At 66.4% G+C, this 15,465-nt stretch carries 14 protein-coding genes; 4 read left to right on the forward strand and 10 right to left on the reverse strand.

Annotated elements, in window-relative coordinates; genetic code table 11:
- The first annotated feature begins 67 nt into the window (after positions 1–67).
- The 4 genes from BN976_RS31725 (at position 68) to BN976_RS31740 (ending at position 6,582) form a co-directional block, all read left to right on the forward strand.
- Positions 68–1,240, forward strand: a complete 1,173-nt coding sequence (locus tag BN976_RS31725; protein WP_036377767.1) for a tyrosine-type recombinase/integrase — start codon at positions 68–70, stop codon at positions 1,238–1,240.
- Positions 1,241–1,581: 341 nt separating this feature from the next.
- Positions 1,582–3,756 (forward strand): tyrosine-type recombinase/integrase, encoded by a 2,175-nt coding sequence (locus BN976_RS31730; protein ID WP_235622218.1) that lies wholly within the window; start codon positions 1,582–1,584, stop codon positions 3,754–3,756.
- A gap of 4 nt (positions 3,757–3,760) precedes the next feature.
- Positions 3,761–4,831 (forward strand): ATP-dependent DNA ligase, encoded by a 1,071-nt coding sequence (locus BN976_RS31735; protein WP_036377768.1) that lies wholly within the window; start codon positions 3,761–3,763, stop codon positions 4,829–4,831.
- A gap of 347 nt (positions 4,832–5,178) precedes the next feature.
- Positions 5,179–6,582, forward strand: a complete 1,404-nt coding sequence (locus BN976_RS31740; protein ID WP_036376713.1) for an IS1380 family transposase — start codon at positions 5,179–5,181, stop codon at positions 6,580–6,582.
- A 519-nt stretch (positions 6,583–7,101) separates the two neighbouring features.
- On the opposite strand, the gene BN976_RS31745 is transcribed toward BN976_RS31740, so the two are convergent.
- From BN976_RS31745 to BN976_RS33420, 10 genes are all read right to left on the reverse strand, one after another.
- The gene (locus BN976_RS31745) at positions 7,102–7,698 is read right to left on the reverse strand and encodes a TlpA family protein disulfide reductase (RefSeq protein ID WP_036377771.1); all 597 of its coding nucleotides are present in this window, start codon (positions 7,696–7,698) and stop codon (positions 7,102–7,104) included.
- Between the two features lie 65 nt (positions 7,699–7,763).
- Positions 7,764–8,354 carry a cadmium resistance transporter gene (locus BN976_RS31750; RefSeq protein WP_036377773.1) on the reverse strand — a complete coding sequence of 197 codons (591 nt, stop codon included), beginning with the start codon at positions 8,352–8,354 and terminating at the stop codon, positions 7,764–7,766.
- Positions 8,351–8,794 (reverse strand): signal peptidase II, encoded by a 444-nt coding sequence (gene lspA, locus BN976_RS31755; RefSeq protein ID WP_235622220.1) that lies wholly within the window; start codon positions 8,792–8,794, stop codon positions 8,351–8,353. Before lspA ends, BN976_RS31750 begins: the two co-directional genes overlap by 4 nt.
- 59 nt (positions 8,795–8,853) lie before the next feature.
- Positions 8,854–10,821: a heavy metal translocating P-type ATPase gene (locus BN976_RS31760; RefSeq protein ID WP_036377776.1), complete on the reverse strand. Its 1,968-nt coding sequence runs from the start codon at positions 10,819–10,821 to the stop codon at positions 8,854–8,856.
- Positions 10,818–11,228 carry an ArsR/SmtB family transcription factor gene (locus BN976_RS31765; protein ID WP_199559042.1) on the reverse strand — a complete coding sequence of 137 codons (411 nt, stop codon included), beginning with the start codon at positions 11,226–11,228 and terminating at the stop codon, positions 10,818–10,820. Before BN976_RS31765 ends, BN976_RS31760 begins: the two co-directional genes overlap by 4 nt.
- Before the next feature lie 17 nt (positions 11,229–11,245).
- Positions 11,246–12,214, reverse strand: a complete 969-nt coding sequence (locus BN976_RS31770; protein WP_036377779.1) for a sterol desaturase family protein — start codon at positions 12,212–12,214, stop codon at positions 11,246–11,248.
- Positions 12,215–12,261: 47 nt separating this feature from the next.
- A complete protein-coding gene (locus BN976_RS31775; protein WP_036377793.1) occupies positions 12,262–13,032 on the reverse strand; it encodes a helix-turn-helix transcriptional regulator in 771 nt (256 codons plus the stop codon).
- A 227-nt stretch (positions 13,033–13,259) separates the two neighbouring features.
- Positions 13,260–13,904, reverse strand: a complete 645-nt coding sequence (locus BN976_RS31780; RefSeq protein WP_036377782.1) for a class I SAM-dependent methyltransferase — start codon at positions 13,902–13,904, stop codon at positions 13,260–13,262.
- Positions 13,901–14,212 (reverse strand): YHS domain-containing protein, encoded by a 312-nt coding sequence (locus tag BN976_RS33415; protein ID WP_158498067.1) that lies wholly within the window; start codon positions 14,210–14,212, stop codon positions 13,901–13,903. Before BN976_RS33415 ends, BN976_RS31780 begins: the two co-directional genes overlap by 4 nt.
- Complete coding sequence (locus BN976_RS33420) at positions 14,178–15,224, reverse strand: methyltransferase (RefSeq protein ID WP_109489704.1); 1,047 nt, start codon at positions 15,222–15,224, stop codon at positions 14,178–14,180. Before BN976_RS33420 ends, BN976_RS33415 begins: the two co-directional genes overlap by 35 nt.
- Positions 15,225–15,465 lie beyond the last annotated feature (241 nt).

Raw genomic sequence — 15,465 nt, forward strand, 5'->3', positions numbered from 1 at the left:
GCGGCTAGTTGACTGAACTTCGGCGAGCCTCTCGAACCGAACGGGGGCGCGGACGGAGGATCGCGCTGTGACGGTGTTGGGGCGAGTCGAGGTGGCGCCGAGCGGGTCGCCGTGGCGGGTGATCTTCCCCGACGCCGAGCACCTCGGGGCGACGTCATACCTACGGGAGCTGGCGGCGTCGGATTGCAGTCCACTCACAATTCGAAGCTACGCGTTCGACCTGTTGCGGTGGTTCCGGTTCCTGCACGAGCGCCTGATCAATTGGGAGCGAGCCGAACGCGTCGACGTCCGCGCATTCGTCGAGTATCTGCGCGAGACGCCGAACCCGCAGCGTTTGCGCCGGGGCCCGGATAGACCTCCGCCCGGCTCGATCAACGCGCTGACCGGCAAGACTGAGCTGCCAGCGAAGTACGCGGCACGGACCATCAACCATCAGCTCTCAGTGCTGTTCGGCTTCTACGAGCATGCCTGCGCGGCCAACCTGGGGCCGCTGGTCAACCCGGTGCCTTCGCAGCGGGCTCGCGGTGGCGGCCGTCCGCATGCGCACCATAATCCTATGCAGGACTTCGCTATTCACAAGCGCGCGAACTACCGGCAGAAGACGCCCCGCCCGGTCTGGCGCGGCATTCCGGATGCGGCCGCGACGACGTTGTTCGCCGCGTTGCGGAGCCACCGCGACCGCGCCTTGGTCAGTTTCTACCTGTCGTCGGGAGTCCGGGCGTCGGAATTGTTGGGGCTGTGTCACGGCGACCTCGATGCGGGCCGCTACACGATCACGGTGACCAGTAAGGGCAGCCGAGCGCGGGAGGTGGTGCCGGCGTCGGTGGACTCCTTCGTGTGGCTGGCACTTTACCTGGCCGAGCAGCAGCCACCCATGGGTCCGGGCGGCCCGGTCTGGTGGACGCGACGATCCAAGGCGGCACCGCTGAACTATCACGCGATGCGCGCGGTCCTTCGCCGGGCGAATGACAGCTTGGGCACGAACTGGTCGCTGCACGACTTCCGCCATACGGCCGCGGCGCGGCTGCTCGCCGATCCGGCGTTCACCTTGGTCGACGTGCAAACGGTCCTGCGGCACGCCAGCGTCACGACCACGCAGATCTACACCCAGCCGCGGCTGGAGGATCTGGTAGGCAAGGTGCTTGAGCACTACGCCCGACCGCCGGTGAAGGGGCCGACGATCGAACCGGGCTACGACGCGGCCGCGGTGCGCGAACTGCTGGGACTCTCGCCGACGTGACCATCGAGGATGAAGACACGCGACCTCAGGCGCGGCGGCAGGCGGCCGCGACCCGCGCAGCTTCGGCCCCGCCAATAGCGTTGTTGTCACGGCCCGACTCACCGCACTTGGCCGCGATCCCGCCGGACGACAGGTTCGGCCGCACCGGGAAATTGCGAATCATGAAGGGATGCGACGCAAGTCAGCCGCCTCCCGATCTGCCTGACGATGCCTCCGGGTCAGCGATGCAGCGGCACACCATCGAAGAACTGTGTGAAGTAGTCGCCCGGCACCACCGCTCCTCCAAGCCTCCACGCCGACAGATAATCGTGCGCGGGACGCGCGCGCTACTCACCCGACTAATGTGCTTTTCCGGTGACACGTGGGAACAACGGTGGCTGGCCAGCGGCTCGGACGCCGCGCCGCGGACCTGGATGGACCATCAGGACCTTCCGCATTACGACCACTGGTCACCCACGCTGATGGGAATGAACTCGCTACTGCAACTGCGGGTGCTGCGGCCGTCCTACAGCTGGATGCTCGATTCCCGAACGAAGGTCAACACCGCTCGATTCCTCGACGTCAACGGTGGCAGCGCCCTCACAGAGTTGCGGCAGCTGCCCGACTATCAGGCAGCGATGCTTCGTCATCGGCGCGACTCCGAAGCCGGGCTGGCTCGGGTGATGATTCGCACCGGTAAGACCATCGAGCAGATCACCGGGGACGATCTGTTGTACTACGCCGACGTGGTGCAGACCTCCGGACGCGCACGCCGCGAACACCTCCTGTGGGAATTGCTGGTGCGACTCGGGCCGCTGGCCGCGGAGGCACCGACGCTGCGGGCCGCGTGGTCGGCGAAGGGCAACACACGTCAGCATTCGACCGCCACCCTCGTCGACCGGTACGGAATCCCGCCCTCGGGCGTGAGGGATCTGCTGGTGGACTATCTCGAGGAGATCCGTCCCAGCATGGATTACGGCTCACTGGACGGCCTGGCCTACCGACTGGCACGTGTGTTCTGGTGGGAGATCCTGCAAATCAACCCGCAGCAGGCGGATTTGCGGCTGTCGGCTGAGGTCACCACGACGTGGCGCGAACGACTGGCGCTGACGACCGACGGGCGCGAACGTCGGGAAACTCACTCGATCTTGTTCGCCGTCCGCGGCTTCTACCGCGATCTGGCCGAGTGGTCACACGACGATCCGGTGCGTTGGGGCGTCTGGGTGGCGCCGTGCCCCGTTCCGCGGTCGCTGAGCCGTGCGGCGGCCAAGTACAAGCGGCGCCAACGAAGTCAGATGCAAAGCCGCACCCGAGTGCTCACGCCGTTGCTGCCGATGTTCCTGACCGCGGTGAACGAGCACAAACATCGCAGCGCGTTGTTCCTACAGAACGCTCAAGCCGCCGGGCACCAAGTTCGGTTCGAGGTCGACGGCGTCGCGTTCGTGCGGGACTCTCCACCGGAGAAGCTGCCCGTCCTTGAGCGGGCTCGGGTGTGGGCCCGGCTCGCTCCGGGACAACCGCGGCCGCTCTGGATCCGCGGAGTTGGAGAACGCATCGATGTCACCGCGGTGGAGGATGACGGGTTCTGGTGCTGGGCGGTCGTCGAAACACTGCGTCACACGGGCATTCGCATCGAAGAGCTCACAGAGCTGACCCAGCTGTCCCTGCGCCACTACACCGCATCGACGACCGGGACATTAGTACCGCTGCTGCACATCGTGCCGAGCAAGACCGACTGCGAGCGGCTGGTGCCGATGACCCCGGAACTGGTGGGGGTACTACTAGAAGTACTGCGCCGCGCCAAGGGCAGCAGTGATCACGTGCCGCTCTCTGTGCGCTACGACGTCACGGAGAAGATGCACGGTCAGCCGTTTCCTCACCTGTTCTCCCGCAGGGTCGGCACGCGACAGGAAGTCCTCTCCGGGCACTACCTACGCGGCATCCTCAACCACCTCGCCGTGGTCGCCGGACTCAACGACGCCGGCCAACCGATCCGGTTCACCCCGCACGACTTCCGACGCCTGTTCGCCACCGACGCCGTCAACGGAGGCCTGCCGCTCCACATCGCCGCTGCCCTGCTGGGCCACCTCAATCTCGACACCACCCGCGGCTACACCGCGGTGTTCCCAGAGCACATCATCACCGCTCACCAGGCGTTCATCGAACGGCGCCGACGGTTGCGCCCGATCGGCGAGGACCGGGTCGCCGACGACGACGAATGGTCCGAGTTCGAAAACCATTTCCTGCTGCGGCGGGTGGCGCTCGGCGAGTGCCACCGCCCCTACGGCACACCCTGCGTGCACGAACACGCCTGCACTCGATGCCGATTCCTGCGCGTCGACCCCGCCCAGCTGGGTCGCATCAACGAGATGACCGAGAACGCCGAGCAGCGACTAGTCGAGGCCAAGGACCGAGCGTGGCTGGGCGAGGTCGCCGCGTTGGAAGACAGCATCAAATATCTGCGCATTCGACAATCCGAGGCACAGCAACGCCTTTCACGCGGAGTCAACCCGTTCACCGAGCAGAGGCCACAATGAGACGATGAAGCTGCCCCTCATGCCACCGGTCTCGCCAATGTTGGCCAAGTCGGTGCCGACGATCCCTCCCGACGCGTCGTATGAGCCGAAGTGGGACGGCTTCCGCTCGATCTGTTTTCGCGACGGCGCCGACGTCGAGCTGGGCAGTCGCAACGAACGGCCCCTGACCCGGTACTTCCCTGAACTGGTCGCCGCCGTCACCGCCGAGCTGCCCGAGCGCTGCGTGATCGACGGTGAAATCATCATCGCCACCGACCACGGGCTGGACTTCGAGGCGCTGCAACAGCGCATCCACCCGGCAGACTCGCGAGTGCAGATGCTCGCGGAGATGTCCCCTGCGTCTTTCGTAGCGTTCGATCTCCTCGCATTGGGCGACGAGGACTACACGCGGCGACCGTTCGTCGAGCGCCGCGCCGCACTCGTCGCGGCGTTGGCCGACTCCGGTCCCTCGGTTCACCTCACACCGGCGACCACCGACCTCACGACCGCCCAACGGTGGTTCGAGGAGTTCGAGGGAGCCGGCCTGGACGGGGTGATCGCCAAACCCTTGACGGTCACCTACCAGCCCGACAAGCGGGTCATGTTCAAGGTCAAGCATCAGCGGACCGCTGACTGCGTCATCGCCGGCTATCGAGTGCACAAGTCCAGCGACGACGCCATCGGCTCCCTGCTGCTCGGTCTCTACACCGACGACGGCACCCTCGCCTCGGTGGGCGTGATCGGTGCGTTCCCGATGGCGAAGCGGCGACAATTATTCACTGAAATGCAGTCACTGGTAATCAGTTTCGATGACCACCCGTGGAACTGGGCCGCCCACGAAGCCGGTGACCGCACACCGCGCAAGAACGAAACCTCGCGCTGGAACGCCGGCAAAGATCTCTCGTTCATCCCGCTACGGCCCGAGAGGGTCGTCGAGGTCCGCTACGACCACATGGAAGGCGACCGCTTCCGCCACACCGCGCAGTTCAACCGCTGGCGGCCCGACCGCGACCCACGTTCGTGCACCTACGCGCAGCTGGAGCAGCCGCTCACCTTCAGCCTGAGGGATATCATCCCTGGACTGGGAGTGCTGTGACCGTGCTGGATGCTGCCGAGGTGGTGCGGCTTTACGGTCCGTGGAAGGGCCGCACGCCGCATGACGCGGCAAGATTCCTAAACGGTTACTCGGGCCAGTGTTATCTGTAGGTCGTGGTCGGCTGTGCTCGACTGTTTCTCACGGTGAACGTCTATCTCTTCCCGACCGTGAGCGACATGGTTATCTGTAGTGCTGTACTGCATGATCTGCACTCGGCGGCGGACTAAACCTCGATCCACCGATGTATCGGCTGGTCGCAGGGTGTCGGAATGAGGAAAGTGCCCTTTGAACTGGGAAGATTGGTGTTCTCTACGCACTAATCATTCCAGGTCAGAAAGGCACTTCCGGTGAAAGTGTCCCATAGTTTCGCTGTGTCGTCGGCGGTCTTCGATGATGACCATCTCGTGTCCTGCGCTGGATTGGTCCCGGTGATGACCCTGGCGGCCCAGACTGCCTTGCCGCAGCTATTACGTGACAAGGTGGTCATTGCCGAGCCGAGGATCAAGTCCGGGGCGGCCAACCCGGCACCGAAGCTGAGCACAGTCATCGCGGGCATGTGTGCCGGTGCGGACTGCATTGACGATCTCGACCTGGTGCGGGCAGGTGGGATGAAGACACTGTTCGGCGGCGTGTATGCACCCTCGACCATCGGAACTTTGTTGCGCGAATTTACTTTCGGACACGCCCGCCAGCTCGAATCGGTTTTGCGCGAGCACCTGGCCGGACTCTGCGCGCGGGTCGATCTGTTGCCTGGCGCCGACGAGCGCGCGTTCCTCGACATCGACTCACTGCTGCGTCCGGTCTATGGCCACGCCAAACAAGGTGCTTCCTACGGACACACCAAAATCGCGGGCAAGCAGATCCTGCGCAAGGGCCTGTCGCCGTTGGTCACCACGATCAGCACCGCCACGAGTGCGCCGGTGATCACCGGCGCCCGGTTGCGAGCCGGGAAGGCCAACTCCGGCAAGGGTGCGGCCCGGATGATCGCCCAAGCCGTCGCCACCGCCCGCGCCGCCGGGGTCACCGGCCAGATTGTGGTGCGCGGCGATTCGGCCTACGGCAACAGCACCGTGGCCACAGCCTGCCGCCGCGCCGGTGCCCAGTTCTCGTTGGTGCTGACCAAGACCCGCGCCGTCGCTGCAGCCATCGAGTCCATCGACGAGAGCGCCTGGATTGCAGTGGAATACCCCGGAGCGGTCCGTGATCCCGACACGGGAGCCTGGATCTCCGATGCAGAAGTCGCCGAGACCACCTACACCGCCTTCACCTCCACCGACAACCCGATGACCGCCCGGTTGATCGTGCGTCGGGTCAAAGATGCCCGCTTTCCTGATGCGCTGTTTCCGGTGTGGCGGTATCACCCGTTCTTCACCGACACCGACGAACCCACCGTTGCGGCCGACATCACCCACCGCCGCCACGCGATCATCGAAACCGTGTTCGCCGACCTGATCGATGGACCCCTGGCTCACATGCCTTCGGGACGTTTCGGAGCGAACTCGGCGTGGATCCTGTGCGCCGCGATTGCCCACAACCTGCTGCGCGCCGCCGGCGTCCTGGCCGGTGGAGCCCACGCAGTCGCCCGGGGCGCCACACTGCGCCGCAAGCTCATCACCGTCCCCGCACGCCTGGTCCGACCGCAACGCCGACCCCTTCTGCACCTACCGAGCCACTGGCCCTGGGCTGACCACTGGCTTACACTGTGGCGCAACATCATCGGCTACGATCCACCTCTACTGGCCACAGCCTGACCACCTGGCCGAATAGGCCCCTACCGGAGCGCACAGGGAAAAGCTGGGCAGACCAGCGGTTACGTCACGCTCACAAGCCCACCAAACGACAACCAGCCATGGCAGACACATCAATCACTCAAGTCCACGGATCGAGGCTAAAGCATGCGCGGCGTTTGAGGGCCGCACGTGACACAGTGGTCTGCGACTGCGTGGCACCGTGAAAGTGCGGCCTTGCATGAGCGGGCACCAATGGACGTTGGCTGAGCCGGGAGGGATCGATGGTTTCGGCCGACAGTCTCAACGGTAGTCGCGGTAGGCCTGGCCGCGGTAGCGCCCAGGTGGGGTTCCTCGGCCATGCGGACTTGCAGTTCGATCGTGGCCAGCAGCACGACGAACGCGGCGAATGCGGACACGTCTCGGGTCATGCCGGTGATGCCGACGGCAAAGATCAGCACGGCCGGAAATTATGGGATTGCCTACCATCGAACGAATTCTGACGTGGGGTCGCGCCGCTGGGCTGCCGTCCAGACAGGGGTGTCAGGGCTCAGTGGTCAGGCGGTCTAGTAGCGGGCGCAGGTCTTGGGCCAGTAGTGCCATGAGGTACACCGCCGCGACCTTGTGTTGGCGGTCGAGGACCATGGTGGTGGGTACCACGCTGGTCGGGTAGTTGCGTCCCAAGGTGATGAGGCTGCGGAGCGCCGGGTCGAAAATGGAGGGGTATTCGACGTTGCGGTCGGTGACGAAGTCGCGTGCGGTGTCCCTGTTGTCGCGTACGTCGATTCCCAGAAACTGCACACCGCGGTCGCGATATTCGGCGTACACCGTTTCCAGCTCCGGGGTTTCGGTGCGGCATGGCGCACACCAGGAGCCCCACACGTTGACGACGACCACTTTCCCGGTGAAATCCGACAGGCGGATCGGTTTGTCGGTGAACAGGTCGGGGCCATTCAGATTGCCGATCGTGCCCCGTGTCGCAGGAGGGTCGTAGAAGATCGCGGTCTTGCCGCCGGGGGAAACGAAGTCGAACGTGCCGCCCTGGGCCACGGCATCCTCGCCAGTGGTGCAGCCGGTGACCTGGGCCGCGGTGATGGCAAGGGCTGTCATGACGGCGACAGATCGCGTGACGCTACGCATGGGATCTCCTTTGGGCGGCAAGTCTTTCGGCGGTCAACCGGTGCGCGAGAGGGGGTTGATGACCCTTAGTCGGCCAGACCACTGACCAGGATGACGATGCCCAGAGCAATCAGGACGATCGGGAACAGGACGTGTTCCCAGCGTTCGAGGACTTCGGCGATCGGCCGGCGGGTGGCGACGAATCTGGCGGCGACGACGAGGACCGCGACGAGCGCGAGGAAGACGATGCAGTAGGCCACCACCGCTGCGGGTCCCACGCTGAGGAAGACGGGGACGTAGACGCCGATGTTGTCCCCGCCGTTGGCGAAGGTAACTGCAGCGACAGTCCAGACGCCGACGCTTTTGCCCGCGACCTTTGCATCGTCATCGTGATCGTTGTCACGCCAGGCCTCCCAGGCCGCCCACAGTCCCAGGGCCAAGGGTATTAGTCCGAAGTACGGGATGACTGCCGGAGGAAGAAACGCTCCCGCACCCACCGTGACGAGCACCGCCGCGCCCAGGATCCCCGCGAATCCCAGGTACTGGCCGGCGGTGATTCGCGCCGTTGTCCCGCGTTGTCCCGCGCCGCGGGCGAAGAACAGTGAGAGCACGATGATGTCGTCGATGTTGGTGACGGTGAACAGGCCGATCGCGGGCAGCACTGAGGACACGATCACGGGCCGGTCCGCGCATCCGTGGTGGCACTTGCGCGCCAACTGGCCACAACGAGGATGGCTGCGCCTGTGACGACGAAGGCGTCAGCGAGGTTGAAGGTGGGAAACCAGCCCGTGTGCAGGTAGTCGGTAACCAGCCCATCGGCGGCGCGGTCGATCACATTGGCCAGAGCACCACCCAGCATCGCGGCCAGTGCCAGCACGAAGGGCAGCGCAGCGGTGCGAGTGAAGCAGAAAGCGAACACCGCAAGGGCGGCCACGATCACGCCGGTGAGGCCGAGCAGGACCGCGCGGGGCAGGGTGTCGCCGAGGCTGAATGCGACACCGGGGTTGAACGTCAGCCGCAGCTGTAGCGGCCCGAGATCTGTTGTGCTGCCGTCGCTGAGCGCCCGGCCGGCCCATGCCTTCAAGCCCAAGTCCAGTCCCGCGACGAGGACCGCCATGGCGGCCAGGGTGATGCGCGACCGCATCACCGTGGCCCGCCCGCCGAGACGGCCGGCGATCACGACGGCGCGCCGACCGCCGCGGCGCGGGTCGGGCTGGCCGACCGGTCTACCGTCGCGGTGGCCAGCGGCTTGGTGCGACCGGCCCGTACACCGTTGGCGATGACCACGATTTCGGCGAGTTCGTGGACCAGCACGACAGCAGCCAGCCCGAGCACACCGAACAAGGCCAGCGGCATCAACGCGACGATCAGACCCAGCGATAGGCCGACGTTTTGCAGCATGATCCGCCGCGCCCGGCGCGCATGGGTGAACGTCTGCGGCAGGTGGCGCAGATCTTCACCCATCAACGCCACGTCGGCCGTTTCGATTGCCACGTCGGTGCCCATCGCACCCATCGCAATACCCAGGTCGGCGGTGGCCAGCGCTGGGGCGTCGTTGACGCCGTCACCGACCATCGCCGTAGGGCGCTGGGCCCGTAGCTGTTCGATCAGTCGCGCCTTGTCCTCGGGGCGCAGCTCAGCGTGCACCTCGTCGATGCCGACGTCACTGGCCAGCGCGTCGGCAGTGGCCTGGTTGTCGCCGGTGAGCATCGCCACGTGATAGCCGTCGCGGCGCAGCTGGGCGACCACCTCGGCGGCCTCGGGGCGCAACTCGTCGCGCACGGCGATCGCACCGATGACCTCGCCGTCGTCTTCGACGAGGACGGCGGTGGCGCCCGCCTGCTGCATCCGGGCCACATCACCGGCGAGCGGCCCGGGGTCGAGCCAGCCGGGGCGACCCAGGCGAATACGGTGCCCGTCGCGATGCCCGATGAGCCCAGCACCGGTTACCGCCTCGACGTCGGTGGCAGGGATGACATCATCGACTGCGGCCAGGATCGCCGCGGCCAACGGGTGCTCGCTGCGCGCTTCCAAGGCAGCCGCCAGATCCAGCACCTGCTCGCGGCTCGCACCGTTGGTGATGGCCACGTCGATGACTGCGGGCCGGTTCGCGGTGAGCGTGCCGGTCTTGTCCAGTGCAACGCCGCGGATCTTGCCCAACCCTTCCAGCGCGGCGCCGCCCTTGACGAGCGCGCCGAGCTTGCTGGCGGCGCCGATGGCGGCCACCACGGTGACCGGCACCGAGATCGCCAGGGCGCACGGTGATGCGGCGACCAGCACCACCAGGGCACGTTCGATCCAGGTGGCCGAGTCACCGAGCAGGCTGCCAATCACCGCAATCAGCGCCGCGACGATCATTACCCCGGGCACCAGGGGTTTGGCGATGCGGTCGGCCAGGCGTTGAGAGGCGCCCTTGCGGGACTGCTCGGCCTCCACGATGCGCACGATGCGGGCCAGCGAGTTGTCCTCGGAAGTGGTGGTGACTTCCACCTCGAGTACCCCCGTGCCATTGATCGACCCGGCGAACACCTCGTCACCGGGCCCGGCTTCGACGGGCACTGACTCGCCGGTGATGGCCGAGACATCGAGCGCCGTGCGGCCTTGGCGGATGATGCCGTCGGTCGCGACACGCTCACCCGGCTTGACGAGCATCCGGTCGCCGATCCGCAAATCCGCTGGCGCAACGGTCTTTTCGCCGCCGTCACGTAGCACGGTCGCTTTGTCGGGCACCAGCGACAACAACGCGCGCAGTCCGCGACGAGTGCGCGCCAACGAGTACTCCTCCAGGCCCTCGCTGATGGAGAACAGGAAGGCCAGCATGGCGGCCTCGCCCACCTCGCCGAGGATCACCGCGCCCACCGCCGCGATGGTCATCAGCGTGCCAACCCCTATCTTGCCCTTGGCCAGCCGCGTGAGGGTGGACGGCACGAAGGTATAGGCACCGGCCAGCAGCGCCACCGCTTGCAGCGTGAGGATGACCGGCTCGGTGGCGCCGAGGAATCCGGCGATCAGCGCTGCCAGCAGGAACACCCCCGAAATAGCGGCGAACTGCAGTTCCTTGATCTGCCAGAGCCGCTCGGGCTCACGCTCCTCATCGCCGGCTCCGCGGGGTTCGTCGTTGCCGCAGCCGCATGCGTCGCTCATCGCCGGGCCCGCTTCGTGGAGCTCGTCGCGCCCGTGCGGGAGCGGGTTCCGTAGTTGGGGCACAGCGCCACCGCGCTGCCCGTGGCGGCCAGCAGAGTCTCCGCTGAGACGAGCAGGTCGAGCAGCTCGGGGCGCGTCAGCGAGTAGAACACCTGCCTACCCTCAGGGCGGCCGGTGACCAAGCCGCAGTCCCGCAGACATGCCACATGGGCCGAGACGGTGGACTGCGCCAACCCCAGCTCACCGACCAGGTCGACCACCCGTGCTTCACCGTCGGCCAGCCGGCGCACGATCGCCAGCCGTGCGCCATCGGAGAGGCTGTGAAACAACGCCACCGCGGCATCCAGATTGGAGGAGGTCCCTGAGGTACTGCCGACGAGGCAGGCATCCGACTTATTCATCGTCATATGACGATGATAACCGACTAGAGGCGATGCTTCGACGTGGGGTTGGGACCCGACGTCTGCGTCTCGTTGGTGGGCGCGGTGGGGGTGGAGGTGGGTGTGCAGCCACCGCTGCGGGTGAACGGGTAGATGATCTGCTGCAGGTAGCTGCTGGGGTAGTCGGGTTTGGCGGCCATGCCCAGTTGGGTGGAGTCGAATCGTCGGGTCTGGTCGTAGGAGTAGGTGCCCATGAGGTGATCCCACAGCAGGGTGAATAGCCCGAAGTTGACGTCGCCGACACCGGCCCATTTGAGGTGGTGGAAGCGGTGCCCCTCGTTGAGGGCCAGGACGTATTTGGCGGGGCCGATGCGGTAGTCGGCGTTGGAGTGTTGCAGCAGCAGCTGGATGGCTACCGCCAGGGCCAGCACCGAGGCGACGTCGACGGGCAGGCCGATCAGGATGAGGGGGGCCACGCCGAAGGCCATTTCGACGGTTTGGTGGAGGGGGTGTTTCATCAGGCCGTTGAGGCCGTAGAAGCGGGTGATGCTGTGGTGCACGGCGTGGAAGCGCCACAGCACGCCGATCTTGTGGCTGGCCAGGTGCGCGACGGTGATGCCGAGGTCGGCGATCAGGATCGCCGCGAGCACCTGCAGCAGCAATGGCCAGTTGTGCGGCCACAGCTGCGGAGTGGGAACGATCGCGGCCAGCAGTGGGATGGCGGCCACACTGGCCAGGATGAGGGTTTCGTTGACCGCGACGTGAATGCGGTCGCGGGTGGTGTCAGCGCGGTCATGGTTCCAGCCGCGGTCATAGGGGATGATCCGCTCGACCAGAAACGATGTCGCGATCGCGACACCCAAGATGGGTAGCAACCATAGTTTCGGTGCGCCCGAGGCGGTCAGGGCGATGGCTGTGCCGTTGAGGCCGATCAGCATGAACGGCACGTAGCCGTAGCGGGCCACCCGGTGGGCCGGGGTGCTGGTCAACGTGGACGAAGTAATCGCGCTCATGGCTCGATGGTCGGTGCTCTGCCCGAGGCGAGGCTTGAATGATTCGGCTAACCGCTGGTGGGAAGGTCCCAGGACACGTGCCGGCTCAGCACCGAAGGCGCCAGGCCGAACATGTCGCGGGTGGTGCGGGTGAGATGCGCACTGTCGGCGAACCCCGCACCGTGCGCAGCGCCGGTCAGGTCGTCACCGGCCTGCACCAGCGTGATCGCCATCCGTAGCCGCGACCACAACACGTAGCGGCGCAGCGGGATGCCGACCTGTTCGGTGAACAGATGCGTCAACCGGCTTGCCGAGATGCCTAGTTGCGCAGCGACTTCCGTGCCGGTGACCGGGCCGGCTGCGACGAGGTCGGGCAACAGTTGCAACGCATGACCGACCGCCGGGTGGAGCGGCGCGACGGCCTCTCTGGTCGTGGCGGGGCTCAGGTGTGCGACCAGTCCGTCCACCACTGCGGCAAGCGGACGCCGCCTCGTTGGGGCGAAGACGGGGGTGATGGCCCATCCCGAGCGGACCGCACGCAGGTGCGCGGACTGCCCCGGCGTGGATTCCGGGTCCAAGAACACCACCGCTCCCTCCTCGGCGCCGACCTCGATCCGATGTTGCGCGTCGGCGGGCACGACCACCCGCGTCCCGCAGTGTCGAGAGCCGTGCTCATCGAGCACCGTGAAAGCCGTTGTGGCGGTCATGATCTGCACAGCATGGTGGGCATGGGCATCGGTGGTGCCGATCGATCCGGTGAAGGCCAGCACCCCCGGGCGCAGCAGCGCCGCCCCGCCCCAGCGCGGTTCGGTGGCGAGATCACCACCCAGCCGATTCATCGTCACTAAACGATGATAGCGCTCAGGGGTATTGATCGTGTCGGCGTTGCCACACCCTCGGACTTGTTCAGGTCCACCGCCCACCTGCTGCCGACTACACCCTGAGGCCCGTGGTGCAGTCAACCGTTCTGGATCCACGACGCCTGCACAATCGTGACCGGGTTGATATCACCGAACGGTGCCCAGCAGTGGCGCGGTGAGCAAGATGGGGCTACTGATGTGCACCATCAGATGCCGCTCTCGTGGGCGTGGATGATCTGGAATGGGGCGGCCCAGCCCGCCGCGGGCTGGTGGGCGGTGATGGTCAGGCCGTGGGCTGTGAAGGCGTCGGCGAGTCCGGCGCCCAGGACGTCGCGGGCGTGGGGTCGTTCAGCCAGCCGCAGGTAGAGGCCGTAGGCCCACCGTGCGGTGGGGGGTGGGTCGAGGTCGATGGCGATGACTTGTCCTCCCGGGCGCAGGACGCGGCGGGTTTCGTCGATGGCACGGTGGCGGATATCGGTGGGTAGTTCGTGCCAGCCGAACACGCTCATCGCCACGTCGAAGGTGTTGTCGCCGAACGGCAGTGCTGCGGCGTCGCCTTCATGCAGAGTCACGTTGTCGATGTGGTGGCGGGCGAGGTGGCGGCGGCCGACGGCCAGCATTTCCGGGGAGATGTCGAGGGAATCGATCTGGGTGGTCGGCGAGAGGCGTGCCAGCAGGCGGGCGGCGTAGCCGGTGCCGCCGCACAGTTCGAGCACCTGCTGCGGGCGCTGCTTGGCGACCAGCCCGGCCAGCCGGGCGTGCGGCCGGCCCGGAATGAACCGGTTGCCGGCTTCGAACACAGGCCCGGCGAGCGCGAATTTGAGCCGGTTGCGGCTCCAGGAACGGCTCATCTGGGCCGCCTTTCACTGGCGGCGACCGGGGGTTGCTGCGGTGTAGACATGCTTGAGTTGGTGATGAATCGGTGGGCGCAGTCGGTCGAGCAGAACCACCAATCCCAGCCCTCGCGGTGGTGGTGGGCGGGCGCGGTGGCCGGGTCGATACGCATCCCGCAGACCGGGTCACGCGGATAGCACGCGGCGGCCAGGGCGATCATGTGCAGCGGGATGGCGGCGGTGATGTTGCGCAACGGCGGTAGGCCCATGGGTGTGGTGGGCAGCCCATACTCACTGACCGCGTCGACGATCGCGTCGGTGATCACCGCCCTGACCGGCGCCGGCCAGGGCGGTGATCCGGGCGGCGATGTTAACCACATGACCGAAAAAATCGCCGCCGCGGGCGATCGCGGGGCCGTGATGGATCCCGGCCCGAATCGGCAGAAATCCGTCTTCACCAGCCACCCGGTCGGCCAGATCGATGATCGTGGCCGTCATCTGGGCGGGAGTGTCTGCGGCCAGCATGACCGCGTCCCCGATCGTCTTCACCACCCGCACGCCCGGTTGTAGGGCGGTGTGGGCGAGTTCGACCAAACGCGTGGCCAGCTGGGCGGCCTCGCGATCCCCGCAGGCTTCGGTGAGCACGCTGTAGCCGGCCAGGTCGACGAACGCCACCGTCACCTCCACCGTGTTGAAGTCAGTTGTCGTGTCGGGCAGCATCATTGGCCTCATTTCGGGTGCAGCCGAGGTGGGCACGAACCGGCCCACCGCGGTGGTGTAGTCGCTGTAGGCGTGGCCGTGGACCCGGCGCAGGTAGGGCTCTTCCACCCCCCGCACCTGTAACTCGATCCCGGCCACCGCGACCACAAGCCCGACGACCGCAACTGGGTTGGGCACCATCAACGCAAGTCCGGTCAAGGTGAACAGCAGCGCGGTAAAGATCGGGTTGCGCACCAATGCAAACGGGCCGGTGGTGACCAAGTCAGTGGTTTCGGTCTCCTCGACCCCGATCCGCCACGACGCCCCCAACCCGAGCTGTGCGAGCAGGGTTGCGGTGATCCCGACGACCGCCACCACCGCGCCCGCCGCGTGCACCCACGGCCGTTCGACGATGCCCAGTGCCGGCGTACCCGCCAGCGCGGCTGCCGGGGCAGCGATCCCGACCAACAGATACCCCACGTCGGCAAGCGCGAGGGCCCACCACTCCAGCGTCGCGTCAGGGCGCCAGCGGCGCCGGTTACCGCTATCGCCGGTGCGCGCCACCTGAATACGACGCCGCCACGCCCCGATCACCAACATCAACACCGCAAACAAGCCCAACGCCGCGAAGGCCCACATTGCCGGCCCCTTCCCGTCCGGACCGGCCGACCACAGCCTTGGCATCGCCAATCATCGATGTTCCCAGGTTTGACCGATCAATGATTCCTGACGCTATCATCGTCGTACGGCGATGAAAAGTGGTTCGGTCACCACCACCACCCTCGGCGGTGCTGGATCTGCATGCCGCGTGCACTGCGCTCTCGTTTGGCACGTATAGCTCCCCAGGACGGGGGGCTACCTTGACAAAGTTCAGTGAAGG

This window comes from Mycolicibacterium austroafricanum (assembly GCF_000612725.1).
GTDB classification, from domain to species: domain Bacteria; phylum Actinomycetota; class Actinomycetes; order Mycobacteriales; family Mycobacteriaceae; genus Mycobacterium; species Mycobacterium austroafricanum.

What these genes read in the sequence shown, in the direction of transcription:
- BN976_RS31730 (WP_235622218.1), top strand. Translation starts at nt 1,582, where the DNA reads ATGTGCTTTTCCGGTGACACGTGGGAACAACGGTGGCTGGCCAGCGGC.
- BN976_RS31735 (WP_036377768.1), top strand. Translation starts at nt 3,761, where the DNA reads ATGAAGCTGCCCCTCATGCCACCGGTCTCGCCAATGTTGGCCAAGTCG.
- BN976_RS31745 (WP_036377771.1), bottom strand. Translation starts at nt 7,698, where the DNA reads ATGCGTAGCGTCACGCGATCTGTCGCCGTCATGACAGCCCTTGCCATC.
- lspA (WP_235622220.1), bottom strand. Translation starts at nt 8,794, where the DNA reads ATGGCGGTCCTCGTCGCGGGACTGGACTTGGGCTTGAAGGCATGGGCC.
- BN976_RS31760 (WP_036377776.1), bottom strand. Translation starts at nt 10,821, where the DNA reads ATGAGCGACGCATGCGGCTGCGGCAACGACGAACCCCGCGGAGCCGGC.
- BN976_RS31765 (WP_199559042.1), bottom strand. Translation starts at nt 11,228, where the DNA reads ATGACGATGAATAAGTCGGATGCCTGCCTCGTCGGCAGTACCTCAGGG.
- BN976_RS31770 (WP_036377779.1), bottom strand. Translation starts at nt 12,214, where the DNA reads ATGAGCGCGATTACTTCGTCCACGTTGACCAGCACCCCGGCCCACCGG.
- BN976_RS31775 (WP_036377793.1), bottom strand. Translation starts at nt 13,032, where the DNA reads ATGAATCGGCTGGGTGGTGATCTCGCCACCGAACCGCGCTGGGGCGGG.
- BN976_RS31780 (WP_036377782.1), bottom strand. Translation starts at nt 13,904, where the DNA reads ATGAGCCGTTCCTGGAGCCGCAACCGGCTCAAATTCGCGCTCGCCGGG.
- BN976_RS33420 (WP_109489704.1), bottom strand. Translation starts at nt 15,224, where the DNA reads ATGTGGGCCTTCGCGGCGTTGGGCTTGTTTGCGGTGTTGATGTTGGTG.